Raw genomic sequence first — 16,669 nt, 5'->3', positions numbered from 1 at the left:
CGTCGGGTCTCGATGTGGTGCAGAACGAGGATGGCCACGACGTACGCCGTGGTCCGACGCGGACACCAGTGCGGCGTGACGAGGACTTCCCAGCTTTTGGACAGCGACACGGCACGGCCGCGAGGGCGCGGATGCGGCCCTGCACTCGGGTGGCGCTCGAATACGGTACGTGCCGTCCCAGCCGCACCGTGGGGCGCCTTGTGGGCGAACGTGGCGATGTCGTTGGTGCCCGGTACGTCGACCAGGCCGTGGTTGTGGGCGGCAGTCAGGTCGTGGACGGAGCCGGGTAGGGCGTCAACCCCGCCGATCGTCCGGCCGCGTCAGTGCGGGCCTGACCGTTGACGTGCGGTGTTCGCCCGCGTAGTAGGGCTTCTGGTTCGTGACGCGGTCGACCGGGGGTGTCCAGGACGGCGTAGGTCGGACGGGCGTCCTGTTCACTCGCGGCCCGGGGGTCGTGGGACGCACCGTCGAGCAGGTCTGCCGCTTCGCAGACATTGCGCCAAACGGTACTGCGGGGGATGCTGAACCCGACGGCGAGGCGAGCGTGCGCATCACCGTTCGTGTTGCATCTGATCGGTTGATCGCGTGCCCGGATACCGGCGTGTGGATTCGACGGCGCACTGTTGCCTGCCAGAATCGGCGTCCTGGTGTTGTCCGCAATTCTCGCAGCCGGGCTTACCTACAGAAATGTGAAAGCGGCATTCGCCATGGAGCCCTGATCACCGGAGGGGATCGGACGATGGCGTCAGCGGGTGGTTTGCCGTCGGCTGTGGTATGGGTGCGCGATGCTCGGGGGCTGGTGGTGAGTGCCGGATTCCTGGTCGCGCCGGACCTGCTGTGCACGTGCGCGCATGTGGTCGGCGATGGCACCGATCCACCGCCTGGGTCGGTGTGGGCGGACTTCCCGATGGGACCCGGTGTCCCGGCGGTCGCTGCGCGGGTGGAGGTATGGCGGCCGGTGCACGCCGACGGGCGGGGCGACATCGCATTGTTGCGGTTGGCCGGATCGCCGCCGATGGGTTCGACACCCTTGGCGCTCGGTGCGGCTGCGCGCCCGTGGGGCAAGCGGTTCCGGGTGCCGGGTTTCCCCTCGGGCGGTGAGGACGGAGTGTGGGTCGGCGGCAGCCTGCGCGAGCGGCAGGGCACCGGGTGGGTGCAGGTGCAGGCCGACGACGGCGGGCCGCGTATCGCACGGGGCTTCAGCGGCTCGCCGGTGTGGAGCGAAGAGTTGGCCGCGGTGATCGGTATGACGGTGGCTGCTGAACGGGGTTCGGGCACCGCCTAGATTCCGGCCGAGGCGCTGGTCGAGGCTGCGGAGTGCTCGCGCCGCCGTGCCCGTTCCGAGGCCTGGGCGCGTTCCGGGTCGAGGACGCGCGGTACTTCGGGCGGGAGGGGGGAGATCGAACGATGGAGGCGCGCATGTCAGGTCGTGAGCCTTGGGAACGCTACAGCGGCGACGAGGTCGAGACGGTCGTGGCGATCATGCTGCTGCGCGAGTATCCCCACGGGCGCCGCATCCGACCGTCCAGAGGTGACGCCTCCTCGATGAGCTCGGGCGGGATGACGTTCCTGATGATGGCGAAACCGTGCTCCTCGTAGTGCGCGGCCGCCTGTTCCAACGCGGTCATGCGCTACTCCAGTCGATCGTGTGGTCGAGTCGGCTCGTTCGTGGTTCACGTCGGCCGCCGCTGGAGTCACACCTCCCATTCGGCGGGCAAGGTTCGGTGACGTCTCAACGGTGACGTCAGCAGCAGGAAGATCGGGACGCACATCTCCAGGACCCCCAGCCACAACGCGGTCGTGGTGGACCAGGTCGTCGCGACGAATCCCCCCGCCAGGGCACCGAGCGGCGTCGCGCTCTGGGTGATCACGCTGTTCGCCGCGGTGACGCGCCCCATGTACTCGGCCGGGGTGACCCTGGCCCGCAGTCCCGCTGCGGCGACGGCCCTGCCCACCGCCACGAAGCCGATCAGGACTTCGGCTGTGGCGGCGAGCACCACCGCCACGTCCCGGAACTCCGCCGCCAGCGGTGCCGCGACTACCGCCACCGGGGCCAGCGCGGAGAGGACCAGTGTCATCCGGATCTCGCCGATCCGGCGCCGCAGCCGCGGGGCGACCAGTGAAGCGGTGAGGCCGGCGAGTGCCCCCAGCGTGGACAGCACGCCGAACACCAGCGTGGACAGGCCGATATCGGTGAGCAGAAAAACCGGCATGATGGTGAGCAGCATGCCCGCGCCGATGTTGTTCAGCACCGCCTGTCCGGCCAGCAGTCGCAGGAGCGGTTGGCGGATCAGCACCCGCAGGCCGTCGACGACCTCCTTGCGGAAGTTTCGCTCGCTCTTCCGCGCTCGACCGGCTACGTCGCCGGCCAGGTCGATGCGCTTGAGCAGCAGCGCCGACACCAGGTGGCAGAGCGCCGCGAAGCAGTACAGCAGGGGAGCAGCGACGGTTTGGGTCAACGCGCCCGCAGCACTCGGCGCGACCGTCCGAATCGTCGTTTCCGAGGTTTGCAAGCGGGCGTTGGCGTCCGAGACGCGCTTCTTGGGCAGCATCTCCGGCAACACGCTGCTGTGTGCGATCTCGAAGAACACACCGGCCAGGCTGACCGCAAGTGCCACCGTGACCAGGTGCGGCACGGTAAGCAGATCCAAGTAATACGCCGCAGGGATACTGCCAAAAGCGGCAAAGTAGACGAAATCGGCCCGGATCAGCACGATCTTCTTGCGCCAGCGGTCGATCCAGACCCCGGCCGGCAGCCCCACCAGCAGATATCCGAGTCGGCTTGACGCGAAGATCAGGCTCATCGCGAAGGGTTCGGCGTGCAAGATGACCAGAGCTGTGACGGGCAGCGCGAAACCCGCGACCTCCGCAGCGGAGTAGCGGAAGCCGTTCGCCGCCCAGAGCCGCCGGAAGTTCGGGACCCTGAGCACGTCGACTTCGCCGTTGGTTCCTTCATTCGCTGGTAACGCCATGACCTCACTCCGGTCCAGTCGACGATGGTGAACCCCGCGACGTTATCGAGGGCTTGCCCCGCCGCCAACTCGCCCAGCCTCACGAAGCATCACAGCGAGCTGCACGTCGGCGGGCTATGCGTCGGACGTCGGGTCGTGCACCTCGCCGTCGAACAGCAGGCCTCCGCCAACCATCAACGAGCATCACGCTTCACCCGGCAAGCAGGTCGAACTGGGAGGCCGCTGCCCATGCTTTGTGGAATGCCAGCCCTACTTTGTCGATCGCGGTGGCCGGTGCCAGCCGTGATGAACGGCTCGGCGGTCGTCCTTTGTCGGCTGGCGTTTGGACTCGCGGCGGCGCAACCAGACCCGCAGATGGGTATCGTCAGGAAAGGCTGGATCACCGACAACGGGCGGCACCCTGGCGCGATGGGCACGTTGGTCGAGCCGGGCACGCATCTGCTCGCGTGTGGCCGATGTCGAGAATCCGCACGACCGGGCGTAGTTGACCTTGCTGTCGGAGCGGGGCGACAGCGTGCGCCGCACGTCGTGTGCTCCACGCCTCGTCGTAGTCGTCGGCGGGCGGGTAGGTGCGCAGGCCAACGTACTCGGCGTGCGGAAGAACAGAGGGAGTGCTGCAGAAAGGGGCGCTCCGGACATTCATACCGACACCGAGTCCCGCAACTTCGACGGAGCCACCCGGCGCATTCTGGGTGAGACCGCCATGGGCGGCCTCACGTTGGACGACTGTCGGCGCACCTTCGAGGACCCGTTCGGCCGCCGTCAACGTTTCGCCGTGGGCAAGCTACTGGTCAATGTCCACTACGACCATGGTGAGCCGGTCGAGTTGGACAGGCTCGTCACCCACATCAGCGACATCGTGCCCTGGTGCTCGACGGCGCGCCGAACGTGATGCCGCCCCGGGACGCCCTCACCGACGGCATCCCCCTTGCCAAGCAGGAAACCGACTTCTCGACCTAGGCGCGGGCTCGCAGCTCAAACTGGTCCACCATTTGAAGGTCTCGCTGGACGTGGGACGGACCGAGATGCGCCATGTGGCAACACCGCGGTTCGAGTTCGACGCGCCTATGGAGCTGGACGTGAGGCGAGCGCCAGCGATCCGGGCGTGAGCGTCCGCGCGGGACACCGGTAGTACCCGCCGTGCGCGCGGGCTTATCTTCATCTTCCGGCCGGACGCCGTGCACCGGACGAGGCCACGGAACAGGTAGGGCCGCTTCGTGGGTCGCTCGGCGCGCTCGGTCCTGCGAGCCGTCTTCAACCCGCCGGCCGACTTCGACTTGCGCAGCAGGTGGCCCGCGTGAAGTCCTCGACGCTCACGATCGCCGGATGGGCGGGCTTGCGGGATCGCACGCAATCCCGTCCGGTTGAAGGCCCGTGGCGATCGCCCGGTCACCCCGACTTCCGCGCGTTGCCGAACTGCCACCCACGCGACGTCTGGGTCCTGGTTGTCCTCGGTCGAACACCGCCCATAAGCCGCCACTGGCCCAATACCGTCTTCGATCGCTTCGACCGCCTCAACGCCCAGCAGTTCGTCCAGCGTCGACCACGGGTCCCGGCTGATTTCAGCAGCCATCGCCACCTCCTCCGGGAGGCCCGCCCAAGACCTCCACCTCGGTCAGCTCAACCAGTATGGCAAGGAGTACACGACTGGTCACAGGGGTGAGTGGCGGTAGCTCGTCCGGCAGGTGCACGGTGACGTCGTCGGCCGTAGTCATAGCTGACCCGGCTTCAGTGAGCCGCTTTCATCACCTGCTCGATCAACAGCCGCGCGGATGTCCGCAGTGAGGTAGCCACGTACCCGCCGCACGCCCTCCCCGTCCGGCACGTACCGCCGCACCGGACGGCACCCCAGCTCGCTCATCTCCCGCCCGAACGCGGTGGCCTCGACCTCCAACGCCTCGACCAACTCAGCGGTGGGCACGAACTCCCGTGCGTCCAACTCGTCCCCGAGGTGATCCACGACCGACGCCAACGGTTCGGGCACCACCCACCCGGTGCCGCTGCCGAGCACCTGGACCACGGCTGACGAGTCGACCGGCCGCACGGCGTCATCGCCAACGGCATGACCGGCCAACGTCCCGGCCGCCTCCCGCAACGCACGGCCCCGGTCGCAGATGGCCCGCCAGTCCGTGTTCGGCATGTAGTACGTCCGCACGGTCATGGCGACCACGTCGGCGTCGGTCTCCCCGTCCGGCCGCAGGATGCCGACGCCCTTGTGGCCCGGCAGCAGGGTCGAGGCATCGAACCCGCGGGTGTTCATCTGCTCGCCGAGCACGATGTTGGAGTCCCGCCAGTCCATCACCCGCAACGCGAACCGTGATCCCAACACGGCACGCAACCGAGACGGGATCGTGTTGGAGTCCGGCCGCTGGGTAGCCAGGATGACCACCACCCCGGCCGCCGGACCCTTGCGAACCAGGTAGGTCAACAGGTCCGCGATGTACGCGCCGAGCGTGGTCTTCTTCCCGCCGACCTCCTCCCGCGTCGGGTTCTCCAGGTAAACCTGCACCTCGTCAATGACCACCGCCGTGATCGGCATCCCGAGGCCCACGTCCCGCGAGATCACCGGAGTGATCTTGGATTCCGGACACAGCTCATCGTCCAATGTGGCCATTCGTGCGTACCGTGATTGGACCTCGGCCACCAACTCGACGAGGTGGTCCCGCACGGCGTAGGCATGGCCAAGCTCGTCCCCACACACGTACCGATACGCAAGCTGTTCCGCAGCGTCCCAATCCTTGCCGCCCTTGCCATCGAACACGTACAACCGCGCATACGGGTCCAGCACCAACCCGGCAGCAGCGAGCCGAGCAGCGAACGTCTTGCCCTGCCGCGGAATCGCCCCGACGAGCAACGACGTCCACACCAACGGCAGTTCAACCGGCCGGTTCCGCGCGTCACGCCCGAAAGGCACCGCACGCCACGCGTCCCACCGCTCCACGTCCAGCAACGGCGTCCGCACCGGCGGACCGGCGTACGGGTCCTCATCGGCCACCCAGAAGAACACCCGCCCGGCGTGCCCACCACGACCACGCACCCGCTCCACAACGAGCTGCACCTCATCCACCGCCAGCGCCGAAGCCAACGCCTCCCGATGCTTGATCACGTCGACAGCCTTGCGCGTAGGTGGCAGGTCGACCGTAAGCGCCCACCCGTCACCGACCCGTCGTGCGCGCTCGACCAGGCGCAAGGACTCGTCCTTACCGATGAGCCTCGCGTCCCGGAACGCATCCACCAACACCTTCGCGTCCATCGTCCACGTCAGCGTGCGGGGGCCGGCGAGCACGGCCTTCCGGCCCGACGCCCCGTCCTTGCGCCTCCCGGCTATCGCCAACACCACCGCGGTGACACCAGCCGCAGCCCACAACACGATCGCGCCGTACAGCGTGTGCAGCACGGCCATGGCAACTGCCACGCCACCAAGGACGGCGCCGCTCATCTTCCACCGGAACAACGCCAGCGCACGGATTTCCACGAACTTGTCCGCCAACTTCTCCTGTTGTTCGGCAGCCTCCCGGTAGTCCCGCACCCGAACCCACCGACGCCAAGCCCGCGCGGCAACCACGACACCCCGGACGACGGCACCGGGGAACCGGGCCAGCGATCGACCGCACCGCGCGACCGCACCGCGAAGCGCCCGCCGAGTCTTCAGCCCACGCGGCACGGCCCGTGACCGCCGCCAGCGGGCCTCCAACCGCCGAACCAGGCTCGCCTGCTCAGCAACAAGTTCGGCGTCGTACACCCGCTCAACGGGCAGAAGCTCGCTCACCGCCGTTCACCTCGCCGCCGCGGCGCGTACGTGGTGACAGTCAACGCCCGAGTAAGCGCATACGACGCGAACAGCGCTGGCCCGGCCAACACAACCAGCAACAACCACCCATTCACCCGACAGGTGATCAACGCCCACTGAGCACCGACGATCAGCGCAGCGTTCAGCACCACCCGACCGGCCAACGACACCGACCCCACGTCACCCCTGGCCTTTGCCTTACCTCGGCGAGCACCGGCACGCCACACCCACAACAGCGCCAAGAGCACACCCACAGCGGCCACGACCTGCCATGAGGTCAACCCGAGAGCGTTCATGAACGCGGCCCCCGATCACCACGCTGCGCCCAGAGGAGGTACAGCGCCCGGCGGTCGTCGGCCGACAGCCCGCCCCACACCCCCAACGTGGTCGCACCGGCCGTGCGCAACTCCACTTCCAGGCACTCGGCCCGCACCGGGCAGCCGCTGCACATCCGCGCGGCCAACTCCCGGTCGGTCATATCGGCACCGGCCCATGGCGGCGAGTCCGCAAGCGCCCACATGCACAAGCCATCCCGCTCGACCACCTCAGCGAGCACAGCGGTAGGCACCCACCGCAACCGATCAGGCAAGTTCAAGGTGTGCCCCCAGTACGAGGCGCGACGAGCAGCCGAACCAGCGCGTGAGCCGGAATGACGTACCGGCCGCGGCGGCGCACCAGCGGCAACGTCCCGACGCGAATGGCGCGGTGAACGGTGGCCGGGTCGACGCCGAGCAGCCAAGCCGCCTGGCGAACGGTGAATCCGAAAGACAGAGAAGTACGCATGAGATAAGCCCTTCAACCTGAAGCCAATGATTTCAGCTCGAACTCAGTGATTTCAGCGCATCAGACGACGCGACTGATCGCGCGTTGCGTGTACGCGCCACGCAACGGCGGATAGCGGCTAATCTCGGCGTTCAGGCGGAGCGCGGAGGAATACGTGTCGGAGGACTGGGCGGCAGTCGCCAAGGCCATCAACCAGCGGGTGAACGAACTGGGCTGGCGTCAACGCGAGCTTGCGGAACGCTCGCACGTCTCCCAGGCGATCGTCCGCGAAGTGCAGCACCACACCGTCGAGCGCCGCCGCAGTCCGCGCACCCTGGAGTCGCTGTCCACAGCCCTCGGCTGGCACCCGCAACACCTCGATGCCGTGCTGCACAACAGAAAGCCGCCGGAAGCAGACGACCCGGTGACGGACCCGACCGACAGCCTCTGGTCCCGTTTGGACAGTGTCGAGCAACGGCTGATCGAGATCACCCAACGCCTCGACGACCTCAAGTCGAACCTCGCAACCGTGCTCGAACACGTGCGCGATCGCCGATAGCTCAATGCATTTCCGCTGGTCGGAGTGCTTGTTTCCCATGCCGCTAATTCCACTGCGATCAGCGGCCGGAACCCATGCACCACCGATGCACAACCAGTGCAGGTCCACTGCACATCATGCGCAGGGGTAGTGATGAGCCTGAACCATGGTTGGACCGGCCGAACCGCGTCCGCACTCCAGGCCGCTCTACGCCTCAGCCACGAAACGTTCGCCGAGCACCTGGGCATCGGAGTCCGCACGGTCGCGTCCTGGCACCAGAAGCCGGACCTGCGGCCCAAGTCGGAGATGCAGCAACTCCTGGACACCGCGCTGGACCGTGCCGCCCCCGCGGTCAAGGCGAGGTTCGCCGCGCTCGTCAACGAGCCGCCCCTCGACCTCCCGCAAGGCGCGGCGGCCGACGCCGAGCTTCGTCTCAGCGCGGACTCGGCCATCGTCGCCGCGCTGGACTGGCTCGATGAACACGCGCACTGGGAGCCAGGAACCGCCCGGCGTGAAGTCGCCACGCGCCTCGTGCATCTGGACGTTCCAGCGCTGCACGATCGGGGCGCTCGCCGGGGCCGGATCAGCCAGCGGGACACCGCCCGAGCACTCGCCGACTACTACGGCCAGCCGACCGGTGGGCACGGCCGTTACACGGCCCGCTTCGGCGCAGTGGGCGCCACCACCACGGTGCTCACCCAGCCGGCATGGCTCGACCTCGACTGCCCCTTGGCCCCCAGCCATGACCGGCTGAAGCTCGCAGGCGTAACCCTGGACGACGGCCCGACGATGGACGAGGAGACCGCCGGGCGCGCTGCTCAGCGGTTGGCCGAAACGTTGGCGCTCGGCAACCGCATGGTGAACATGCCGCTGTTCCGACTGCTCGACGTGGACGTGCGCAAACAGGCCATCGCGGGTTCCGTTGGCGTGACGAGCTTTGTGGGGTACGTGGTGACGATGGACCTGCTCGAAGGTGAGCTGGTCGACGCGCTGACCACCAACCAGCCGACCACCCGCGGAACGCTGCCCCTGCGCGACGCCTACCTTCCGGACCTGTCCGCCGTGCTCGATGTGTCGAACCGCCTGTGCGCCGGTGGTGCCCTCGCCTTGACGGCGATCGCTCGTCCCGCCGACTTCTTCCGCAGCAGGCCGGACTACCTGCTGTTGGTCCAGGAACGCTCAGGCCACGTCATCAACGCCGCCCGCCGCCTGGCCGTGATCCCCAAAGGCTTCCATCAGCCGTTGACCGATTTCCGAGCCGATGCCCAAATCGGAGCGACACTCCGCCGGGAGATGGAAGAGGAGCTGTTCGGCCGCGAGGACATCGACAACACCATCGGCGACCAGCGCCACGCGGACCCGATGCACCCGAGCCACCTGTCCGAGCCGATGCGCTGGCTGATGGCGGAACCCGGCCGCCTGCGCATGGAGTGCACCGGCTTCGGCCTCAACCTGGTGAGTGGCAACTACGAGTTCGCCAGCCTGATCGTCATCGAAGACGAGGAATTCTGGACCAGGTACGGCGGCCAGGTACGCGCCAATTGGGAGTCCTCAAACCTGCGCCAGTATTCCAGCCTCGACGCGGAGCTGTCGGCAGAACTTGCCAACGATGTAGCGTGGAGCAACGAAGGGCTGTTCGCGCTCCTCCAAGGTCTCCGCCGACTGCGGGAGATCGGCGAGGACCGCGTCATCCTGCCAACCGTCGAATGGGAGATCAAGTGACCGCCAACTGGCAGGCCGGAAACGCCAACGAGGACACCGGCGGAACAAGAGGCTGGCTGGTGGGCCACTTCATCGACCCTTCCCAGGGCGTCCGTTCGCAGAAGGACGTGGAAGTCAAGTGGGCCAACCACCCCGCTGGCGACAAGCGCCCCGACTGGACAGCGGACGACCAGCGCACCACCCTGGTCATCCTCGTTCAGGGTCGCTTCCGCGTGGACACCACCGAGGGAAATTCCACCATGACCCGCCCTGGCGACTACATCATGTGGGGTCCGGGCGTCGACCACTCATGGGAAGCTCTGGACGAGTCCACCGTCATGACCGTCCGCTGGCCGTCACAAACCTGACAGTTCAACCTCGGGCAGATCGACCCGCTTCCCGCCGATCTCCCGCAACCGCCGCAGTCCTTGGAGCAATGCGAACAGCCCTTCATTGCTCCAAGACTCGCGCGCGATCAAGTCCCCGATCAGCCCACCGTCCAGACTCGAATAGAGCTGCAAACCGACGGCTTCCCAGTTTGCCTCCACCTGTCCACCGAAGCGCGGCCAGAACTCCTCATCCTCGATCACGACCAGGCTGGCGAACTCGTAGTTGCCGCTCACCAGGTTGAACCCGAACCCGGTCCGCTCCAGCCGCAGCCGACCGGGTTCTTCCGCCAGCCACCTCATCGGCTCGGACCACCGCGCAGGATGCATCGGAGCAGCCGCTCGACATTCTCCGCTGGTCGTGTCGACCTCGGTCCTCCCGAACAGTTCTTCCTCCAGTTCGCGCAACAAGGTGGCCCCGAGTTGGACATCCGCCCGCACATCGTTGAGCGGCTGATGGAATCCCTTGGGAATCACGGCGAGCCGCCCAGCGGCGTTGAGCACGCTTCCGGACCGTTCCTGCACCAACAACGCGAAGTCGGGCTCACCGCGGAACCGGTCCCGAGGCCGCGCGATCGCACACAGCGCCACCACCCCGCCCGCACACACCCGCCCGGCCGGATCAAGCACCGCTCCGACATCCGGTAGGTACTCGTCCCGCAACGGCAAACCGCCATGCCGACGGCTCACCGCGTCCACCATCTCACGTTCGAGCAGATCCACCGTCAGCGCGTACTCGATGAATGGTGCCAACCCGACAGTGCCCGTCAGCACCTCGCCAACCTGCACGTTCAACAACCGGTACAGCGGCAGATTGGCGACCCGTACACCAAGCGCGGCGGACTCGGCAATCCTGTAAACAGCCGCTTCCACGCCGCGAGCGCTCAGGACTCCTCTCGGCATGAACGCTTCGGTGTTGAACACCAACCGGTCGCTTTGGCCATCCAGCGCGGCCACTCCGTCCCACCAGTCAGGCCGACCGAAGACCGTAGTCACGACCTCCTCATCGCCGTAGCGCACGCGGTACATGCCGTGCCCACTCGCGGATGCGTCGTAATACCGGTCAAGTGCCCTCACGAGCTGCCGACGCCCAACCTTCGCCCGCCACGCCCGTTGATCAAGCAGGGCGCCGGGATCGGACTCTCGAACCCGCGCACGAACCTTCGCCCGACTCATGCCGGCCGCCCACCCGGCCCGCTCGTCCAACCACTCCAGCGCCGCCGCGATCTCCAGATCAGCACGGCCAGGAGGTTCGGCACTCACTTCTAGGCCGACCGCTTCGACCGCGGATGGAGCTGACAGCAACTCCTCGATGCCCGTCTCGAAGATGCTCTCCAGCAGTCGAGCGGTCACCTGCCGCACCGGCCCGAGCGGTTCACCGGACGACTTGCGGCCGGCGACCAGCCGGTGAAGATGCCGCAGCCCGAGCGTCCCCGGCTCGCCGCGTTCCCGTGCGAACGTCTCGGCGAACTCGGCGAACTCCTCCAAGGTCATGCGTCGTTCGCGGATCTTCTGCTCAAGCACCGTGCGAGGCATCCGCATAGCGGCGTCCTTCCGTATGGCTGACTCGAAGATCAGTCGAGCTGACAGGGCGCTGACCAGTCGTTGATTTCAGTCTCGCACAGGCCGCAGACCGTTTGATTCCACCCGTCCCACCAGCACCCAACCCGTCCCAACGCCACCTACCCCGTCACTGCCGTGACCTGCACAAACCTTCCTCGGGACACGGGACAGCACCACATCGAGCCGTCCCGGTCGGTCCAGAAACGGCTGTGGGCCGCACATCCCGAGGATGCGCGGCCCACAGCCGTCCCGTCCCACGCACAGCGGCGGGGCGGCACTCTCTACTTGACCAGCAACTTCTGAAGCACCAAATCAGGAGTGATCCACACGATCCGCGCAGCAACCTCGTTCGTCGTCTCGTAAGGCTTGAGCGCCTCGTCCGCGGTTTCGAAGGTGCCACACGCCGTGCCATCCACCGACACCACGTGCACCCACTCGCCGGCCGACACGCCGTAACCCATCACCCGAGCAATCTCCGGGGCCGCCACCTCGTACTCCACCACGGCGAACAGGTTGGGAGCCGACGCCATGACCATGTTCGCCACAGCCTCGTCATAGGCAACAGGGCTGAGCAACCCGATCGCCCGCCGCTCCGCGGCAACCCGCTGCACCTCCGTCAGGCCGCCTGCGGACTTCGCCGAAGCAGTCGTAGCCGCCATGCCAATCACGTTCCTTCCATGCGATGCCGACCAGCAGACGGCGACTCCTCAAGCGCAGCCCGAAGCTCCTCCCGCGCCCACACCGCCGCCGCAGCGCTCTCCACGCACTGCCGCACATACCGCCGACCAAGAGCGATGACGTAGAGCGGAGGCAGCACCAACCAGACCAGGAACAACACGATCCCACCCACGTCGACGCTCAGAGCGCTCCACACCTTCACCACCGCCTCGATCGGACCGGATGTGCGTGCTCTCCAAGCCTGAACGAACGATTCAATCCGCTGGATGACCTACGCATGGCATAGAGTGACTTGCAGTGACCTCCGCCCGTTCAACCGACTCTTACCAGTCGAACGGAAGACGCGAGAAAGCGGGTCTGTACCGTAGGCTACGGCAGATACGGCCACCACAACGCGTGCTTCCCGACCTAACTCGCACCACCCCGAATCTGACCGCCGACTTCGCGACCAAATAATCAATTAGCGGGTCGACAATGGCTCTACGTCGTAGATAGTTTGCGATACCGACGAATACCTTGCAGCCCGGTTGACGAGCGCCTGCTCGAACTCACCGGCCGGGGCACGAGGGTCGCTGGGCACGAGGGATGCTGTGCTCCCAGCGCAACAGCGGCGACCACCTCCGCGCGTACGCCTGCCTGCGCACGTGACGACTGGAGCCCACCAACGCCGAGCTGCTCGGCCTCTACGCGGACTGGCACCCCGATCTGTAAGGCGTTCCTCGTCGGCAACCTGGTCCACCGGCCGCTGTACGCGCCACCCGTGCCCCACATGTGGGAGCACACGCCCGGCGTGACGCTGCTCGGCGACGCGGCCCGCTCACAGGCCGAGGTTGTCACCTGCTGGTGGACCCGCCGATGTCACGGTGGATGGCCGCAGCCTCGCGTCGGTGCCGGTCCGCCTCCTCGGCCTGGCCGAGGTCGCTGTGCGCGTGGGCGATGCCTTCGTGGGCGCGGACCTGCTCGGCCTGGTTGCCCGTTTCGCGCGCGAGGGCGAGGGCCCTGCGGTGGTGGGACAGCGCGGCAACCGGGTCGGCGGTGGCGCGGGTGGTTTCGCCCAGTCCGTTCAGCGCCTCGGTTTCGAGGTTGTGGCTGTCGATGGCGCGGGCGAGGGAGAGCGCCTGTTCGAAGTAGCCGAGGGCGTCGTGGTGCCGCCCCAGGCTCCGGCACGTCGAACCCAACCCGTGCAACGCACGCCCCTCAAGACTGCGATCGCCGGCCTCCCTCCCCACGCGAAGCGCCCGCAGGTCGTGGTCGAGGGCGTCGTGGTGCCGCCCCAAGCTCCGGCACGTCGAACCCAACCCGTGCAACGCACGCCCCTCAAGACTGCGATCGCCGACTTCCCTCGCCAGGCGAAGCCCGCGCTGGTGGTGGTCGAGGGCTTCCTGGTAGCGGCCCAGGCTCCAGTGCGCGAAGCCCATGCCCACCAGCGGGTACCCTTCGAGGCCGCGGTCACCGGCGTCCTGGGCCGACTCGATCGCCTGCCGGTGGTGGTCGATCGACTCCTGGAACCGGCCCAGGCCCCAGTAGTTGAACCCCGTGCCGACCAGGGCCTGGCCTTCGAGGTTGCGATCACCGATCCGCCGTGCCAGGACGAGTCCGCGCGAGTAGCAGCCGAGGGCTTCGCGGTAGCGGCCCGAGCCCCAGTGCGCGAGGCCCAACCCGACCAGCACCCGCCCGAGCAGCGCGTCGTCGTCGAGGTCTTCGGCCAGCGCGAGGGCTCGTTCGAGGTGGGTGAGCGCGTGCTTGGAGCGCCCCAACCGCCAGTAGGTGAGACCGATGTTGAGGTGCGCCTCACCTTCGCGGAACCGGTCACCGGTGCTCCGCGCCGTCGTGACGGCCACGGTGTGCAGCACGAGGGCGTCGTCGAAGTACCCGCCGACGAGCAGGAAGCGCCACAGCGTCGCGGAGAGGTGGTTGGCCTGCGTCGGGTGACCGTGGTCGGCGGAGTGCACGGCGACCGCGACGAGGTTGGGCCGCTCCGCCTCCAACCAGGACAGGGCTTGTTCGAGGTTCGACACGGAAGGGACGGGTGTCGCGGGCATCGGGGCGTCGGGGCGCGTTCCCCGTTTGTCGGTGGCGATGACGTCCATGGCCGCGGCGCTGGTGTGCAGGTAGTAGGCCAGGACCCGGGTCAGGGCGGCGTTCCGGACGTCGGGGTGGTCAGTGTCGGCGGACAACCGCGCGGCGTAGGAGCGCAGCAGGTCGTGGAAGCGGTACCGGCCGGCGGAGCGCTGCTGGAGCAGGTGCACGTCGAGCAGGTCCTCCAGCAGCCGCTCGGCCTCGTGGAAGTCGGAATCCGCCACCGCGGCGGCGAGGTGGGCGTCGAAGTCGACGCCGGGGAGCGTGCCCAGCAGTCGGAACAACCGCTGGTGGGCGGGCTTGAGGTAGCGGTGGGACAGGCTGAACGCGGCGACGACGCTCCGGTCACCGGTGGTCAGCTCGCCCAGCCGCCGGTGTTCCTCGCGGAGGCGTTGTGCCAGGTGGGCGGCCGTCCAGGCCGGGCGCGAGCGCAACCGGGCCGCGGCGATCCGCACCGCCAGCGGCAGCCGGCCGCACAACCGCACGACCTCGTCCACCGCGGCGACCGCGTGATCGCCACCGACGACACGGGTGAACAGCGTCGCCGCGTCACCCGGCGGCAGCACGTCCAGGGACAGCGTGCGCGTCGAATCCAGGTCGATGAGCCGGTGGCGGCTGGTGATCAGCACCAGGCACGCGGGGTTGCCGGGCAGCAGCGGCCGGACCTGCGCCACGTTGACGGCGTTGTCCAGCACCACCAACGCCTTCCGATCGGCCAGCACGGACCGCCACAGGCTCGCCCGCGCCTCCGGGTCGTCCGGGATCCGCCTGCCCGGCACGCCGAGGCCGCGCAGCAGGACGTCGAGGGCGTCGGCGGGGTCGCGGGGTTCGCGACCGGAGGTGTGGGCGTGCAGGTCCAGGAACAGTTGCGCGTCGGGGTGGCGATCGGCCAGGCGGTGGGCGACGTGGACGGCGAAGGCGGTCTTGCCGACGCCGGCCATGCCGTCGATCGCGACGACCACCGCCGCGGTGCGCCGGTCGCCACCGGCGGGCAGGACCGACAGCAGCGCGTCGACCTCCGCGTCGCGACCGGTGAAGTCCGGCAGGTCGCCGGGCAGGTCGTTGTGCCGCCGCACGTCGGGCCGGTGCGCCGCGACGAGGTCGCGGTCGGCGCGGAGGATGCGCTCCTGGAGCCGCTGGAGGTCCGGGCCGGGTTCGATGCCGACCTCGGCGACCAGCCGCCGCCGGACCTCCTGGAACACCTCGAGGGCCTCGGCCTGGCGTCCACCGCGGTACAGCGCGAGTGCCAACTGCCCGGCCAGGCGCTCGTCCAGGGGGTTCCTGCCCACCTCGGCCCGCAGCACCGGCAGCAGCGCGGCGTGCCCGCCCACTCGCAACCGGCGGTCGTAGTGGTCGAGCCGGACGTCGAAGTGCTCCCTTTCCAGGGTGGCGCGGACGGAGGCCAACCACGGGGAGTCCAACCCCGTGAACGGCTCACCGCGCCACAGGCCCAGCGCCTGCTCCCCCATCGCCAGCGCCTGCTCGTCGTCGACGGCCGCACGGGCTTGGCCGATCAACCGGCGGAACCGGTGCAGGTCCACGGTTTCCTCGTCGACGGTCAGCACGTAACCACCCGTCCGCCGGGTGATCGTCGCCCACTCCGGGGCCAGCACCCGCCGCAGCCGCGCCAGGTAGCTGTGCAGCGCGCCCCGCACCCGGCTCGGCACGCGCTCACCCCACACCCGGTCGATCAACTGCTCGGCCGGCACGGTGGTGTTGGCCTCGACCAGCAGCACCGCCAGGACGCACCGCTGCCGCGCGGGACCGAGGTCGACCACATCGCCCCCGACGTGAAGCTCGACGCTGCCGAGTACCCGGAACTCCGCCACCGACGTCTCCCCCGTAGCCGGTTGCCCTGGGGACAGGCATATCGGTAGACGCCCACCGGGTCAAGAGAACGCGGCGAGCCGCTCCCGGGAGCACCGGCCGCGGCGCTTCCCTCGGTGTCGCAGCGGCCCGGCAGGGCCGGGGCCTCAGAGTCGGGAGAGTCCGGCGGCGCGCTGTAGAGCACGAGGCGTTGGTCCCGGCCGGCGAGCGTGTCGCAGTCGACGGTGACCTCACCGCTGGTGTGGCAGGGCAAGCGGTCCTCATGATCTGGGCCCTGCTCACCGTCCCTGGGCTCGTCGGCACCGAACGCGCGCTCACCGCGCCGGACACCAACTCCCACGCACTTCCGGAACACGGCCTTCCCGCGTACTTC

General features: G+C 68.3%; 13 protein-coding genes. 5 read left to right on the top strand and 8 right to left on the bottom strand.

Features of this window, described 5'->3' with window-relative positions; all coding sequences use genetic code 11:
* Positions 1 to 454 precede the first annotated feature (454 nt).
* Positions 455 to 1,285 (top strand): S1 family peptidase, encoded by an 831-nt coding sequence (locus KZQ38_RS11980; protein ID WP_219441191.1) that lies wholly within the window; start codon positions 455 to 457, stop codon positions 1,283 to 1,285.
* Positions 1,286 to 1,445: 160 nt separating this feature from the next.
* Here KZQ38_RS11980 and KZQ38_RS11975 read toward each other — a convergent pair whose 3' ends face one another.
* Positions 1,446 to 1,628: a hypothetical protein gene (locus KZQ38_RS11975; RefSeq protein WP_219441189.1), complete on the bottom strand. Its 183-nt coding sequence runs from the start codon at positions 1,626 to 1,628 to the stop codon at positions 1,446 to 1,448.
* 66 nt (positions 1,629 to 1,694) lie between these two features.
* The gene (locus tag KZQ38_RS11970) at positions 1,695 to 2,972 is read right to left on the bottom strand and encodes an MFS transporter (protein ID WP_219441187.1); all 1,278 of its coding nucleotides are present in this window, start codon (positions 2,970 to 2,972) and stop codon (positions 1,695 to 1,697) included.
* Positions 2,973 to 3,564: 592 nt separating this feature from the next.
* Here KZQ38_RS11970 and KZQ38_RS11965 point away from each other — a divergent pair.
* Positions 3,565 to 3,864: a hypothetical protein gene (locus KZQ38_RS11965; RefSeq protein ID WP_219441185.1), complete on the top strand. Its 300-nt coding sequence runs from the start codon at positions 3,565 to 3,567 to the stop codon at positions 3,862 to 3,864.
* An 819-nt stretch (positions 3,865 to 4,683) separates the two neighbouring features.
* Here KZQ38_RS11965 and KZQ38_RS11960 read toward each other — a convergent pair.
* From KZQ38_RS11960 to KZQ38_RS11950, 3 genes are all read right to left on the bottom strand, one after another.
* Entirely contained in the window at positions 4,684 to 6,741 is a 2,058-nt protein-coding gene (locus tag KZQ38_RS11960) for a cell division protein FtsK (protein WP_219441183.1), read from the bottom strand.
* A 313-nt stretch (positions 6,742 to 7,054) separates the two neighbouring features.
* Positions 7,055 to 7,240 (bottom strand): WhiB family transcriptional regulator, encoded by a 186-nt coding sequence (locus KZQ38_RS37025; RefSeq protein WP_308258354.1) that lies wholly within the window; start codon positions 7,238 to 7,240, stop codon positions 7,055 to 7,057.
* A 113-nt stretch (positions 7,241 to 7,353) separates the two neighbouring features.
* Complete coding sequence (locus KZQ38_RS11950; protein ID WP_219441181.1) at positions 7,354 to 7,545, bottom strand: helix-turn-helix domain-containing protein; 192 nt, start codon at positions 7,543 to 7,545, stop codon at positions 7,354 to 7,356.
* Positions 7,546 to 7,699: 154 nt separating this feature from the next.
* Between KZQ38_RS11950 and KZQ38_RS11945 the strand changes: the two genes are divergently transcribed.
* The 3 genes from KZQ38_RS11945 (at position 7,700) to KZQ38_RS11935 (ending at position 10,131) form a co-directional block, all read left to right on the top strand.
* A complete protein-coding gene (locus KZQ38_RS11945; RefSeq protein ID WP_219441180.1) occupies positions 7,700 to 8,083 on the top strand; it encodes a helix-turn-helix domain-containing protein in 384 nt (127 codons plus the stop codon).
* Positions 8,084 to 8,215: 132 nt separating this feature from the next.
* Positions 8,216 to 9,784 carry a transcriptional regulator gene (locus KZQ38_RS11940; RefSeq protein WP_219441178.1) on the top strand — a complete coding sequence of 523 codons (1,569 nt, stop codon included), beginning with the start codon at positions 8,216 to 8,218 and terminating at the stop codon, positions 9,782 to 9,784.
* Positions 9,781 to 10,131, top strand: a complete 351-nt coding sequence (locus tag KZQ38_RS11935) for a signal peptidase I (protein ID WP_308258353.1) — start codon at positions 9,781 to 9,783, stop codon at positions 10,129 to 10,131. Before KZQ38_RS11940 ends, KZQ38_RS11935 begins: the two co-directional genes overlap by 4 nt.
* On the opposite strand, the gene KZQ38_RS11930 is transcribed toward KZQ38_RS11935, so the two are convergent.
* The 3 genes from KZQ38_RS11930 to KZQ38_RS11920 all read right to left on the bottom strand — a co-directional run bounded on the left by KZQ38_RS11930 (position 10,120) and on the right by KZQ38_RS11920 (position 16,298).
* Entirely contained in the window at positions 10,120 to 11,673 is a 1,554-nt protein-coding gene (locus KZQ38_RS11930) for a transcriptional regulator (RefSeq protein WP_308258352.1), read from the bottom strand. The genes KZQ38_RS11935 and KZQ38_RS11930 overlap by 12 nt on opposite strands.
* Positions 11,674 to 11,993: 320 nt before the next feature.
* Complete coding sequence (locus KZQ38_RS11925) at positions 11,994 to 12,380, bottom strand: hypothetical protein (protein WP_219441174.1); 387 nt, start codon at positions 12,378 to 12,380, stop codon at positions 11,994 to 11,996.
* 843 nt (positions 12,381 to 13,223) lie between these two features.
* Positions 13,224 to 16,298, bottom strand: coding sequence for an AfsR/SARP family transcriptional regulator (locus KZQ38_RS11920; protein WP_219441172.1), 3,075 nt, complete (start codon positions 16,296 to 16,298; stop codon positions 13,224 to 13,226).
* Between the last annotated feature and the right edge of the window lie 371 nt (positions 16,299 to 16,669).

Origin of the sequence: Saccharothrix obliqua (assembly GCF_019375475.1) — a bacterium.
Taxonomy (GTDB): Bacteria; Actinomycetota; Actinomycetes; order Mycobacteriales; family Pseudonocardiaceae; genus Actinosynnema; species Actinosynnema obliqua.
This window is presented reverse-complemented; position numbering and strand designations above follow the sequence as displayed.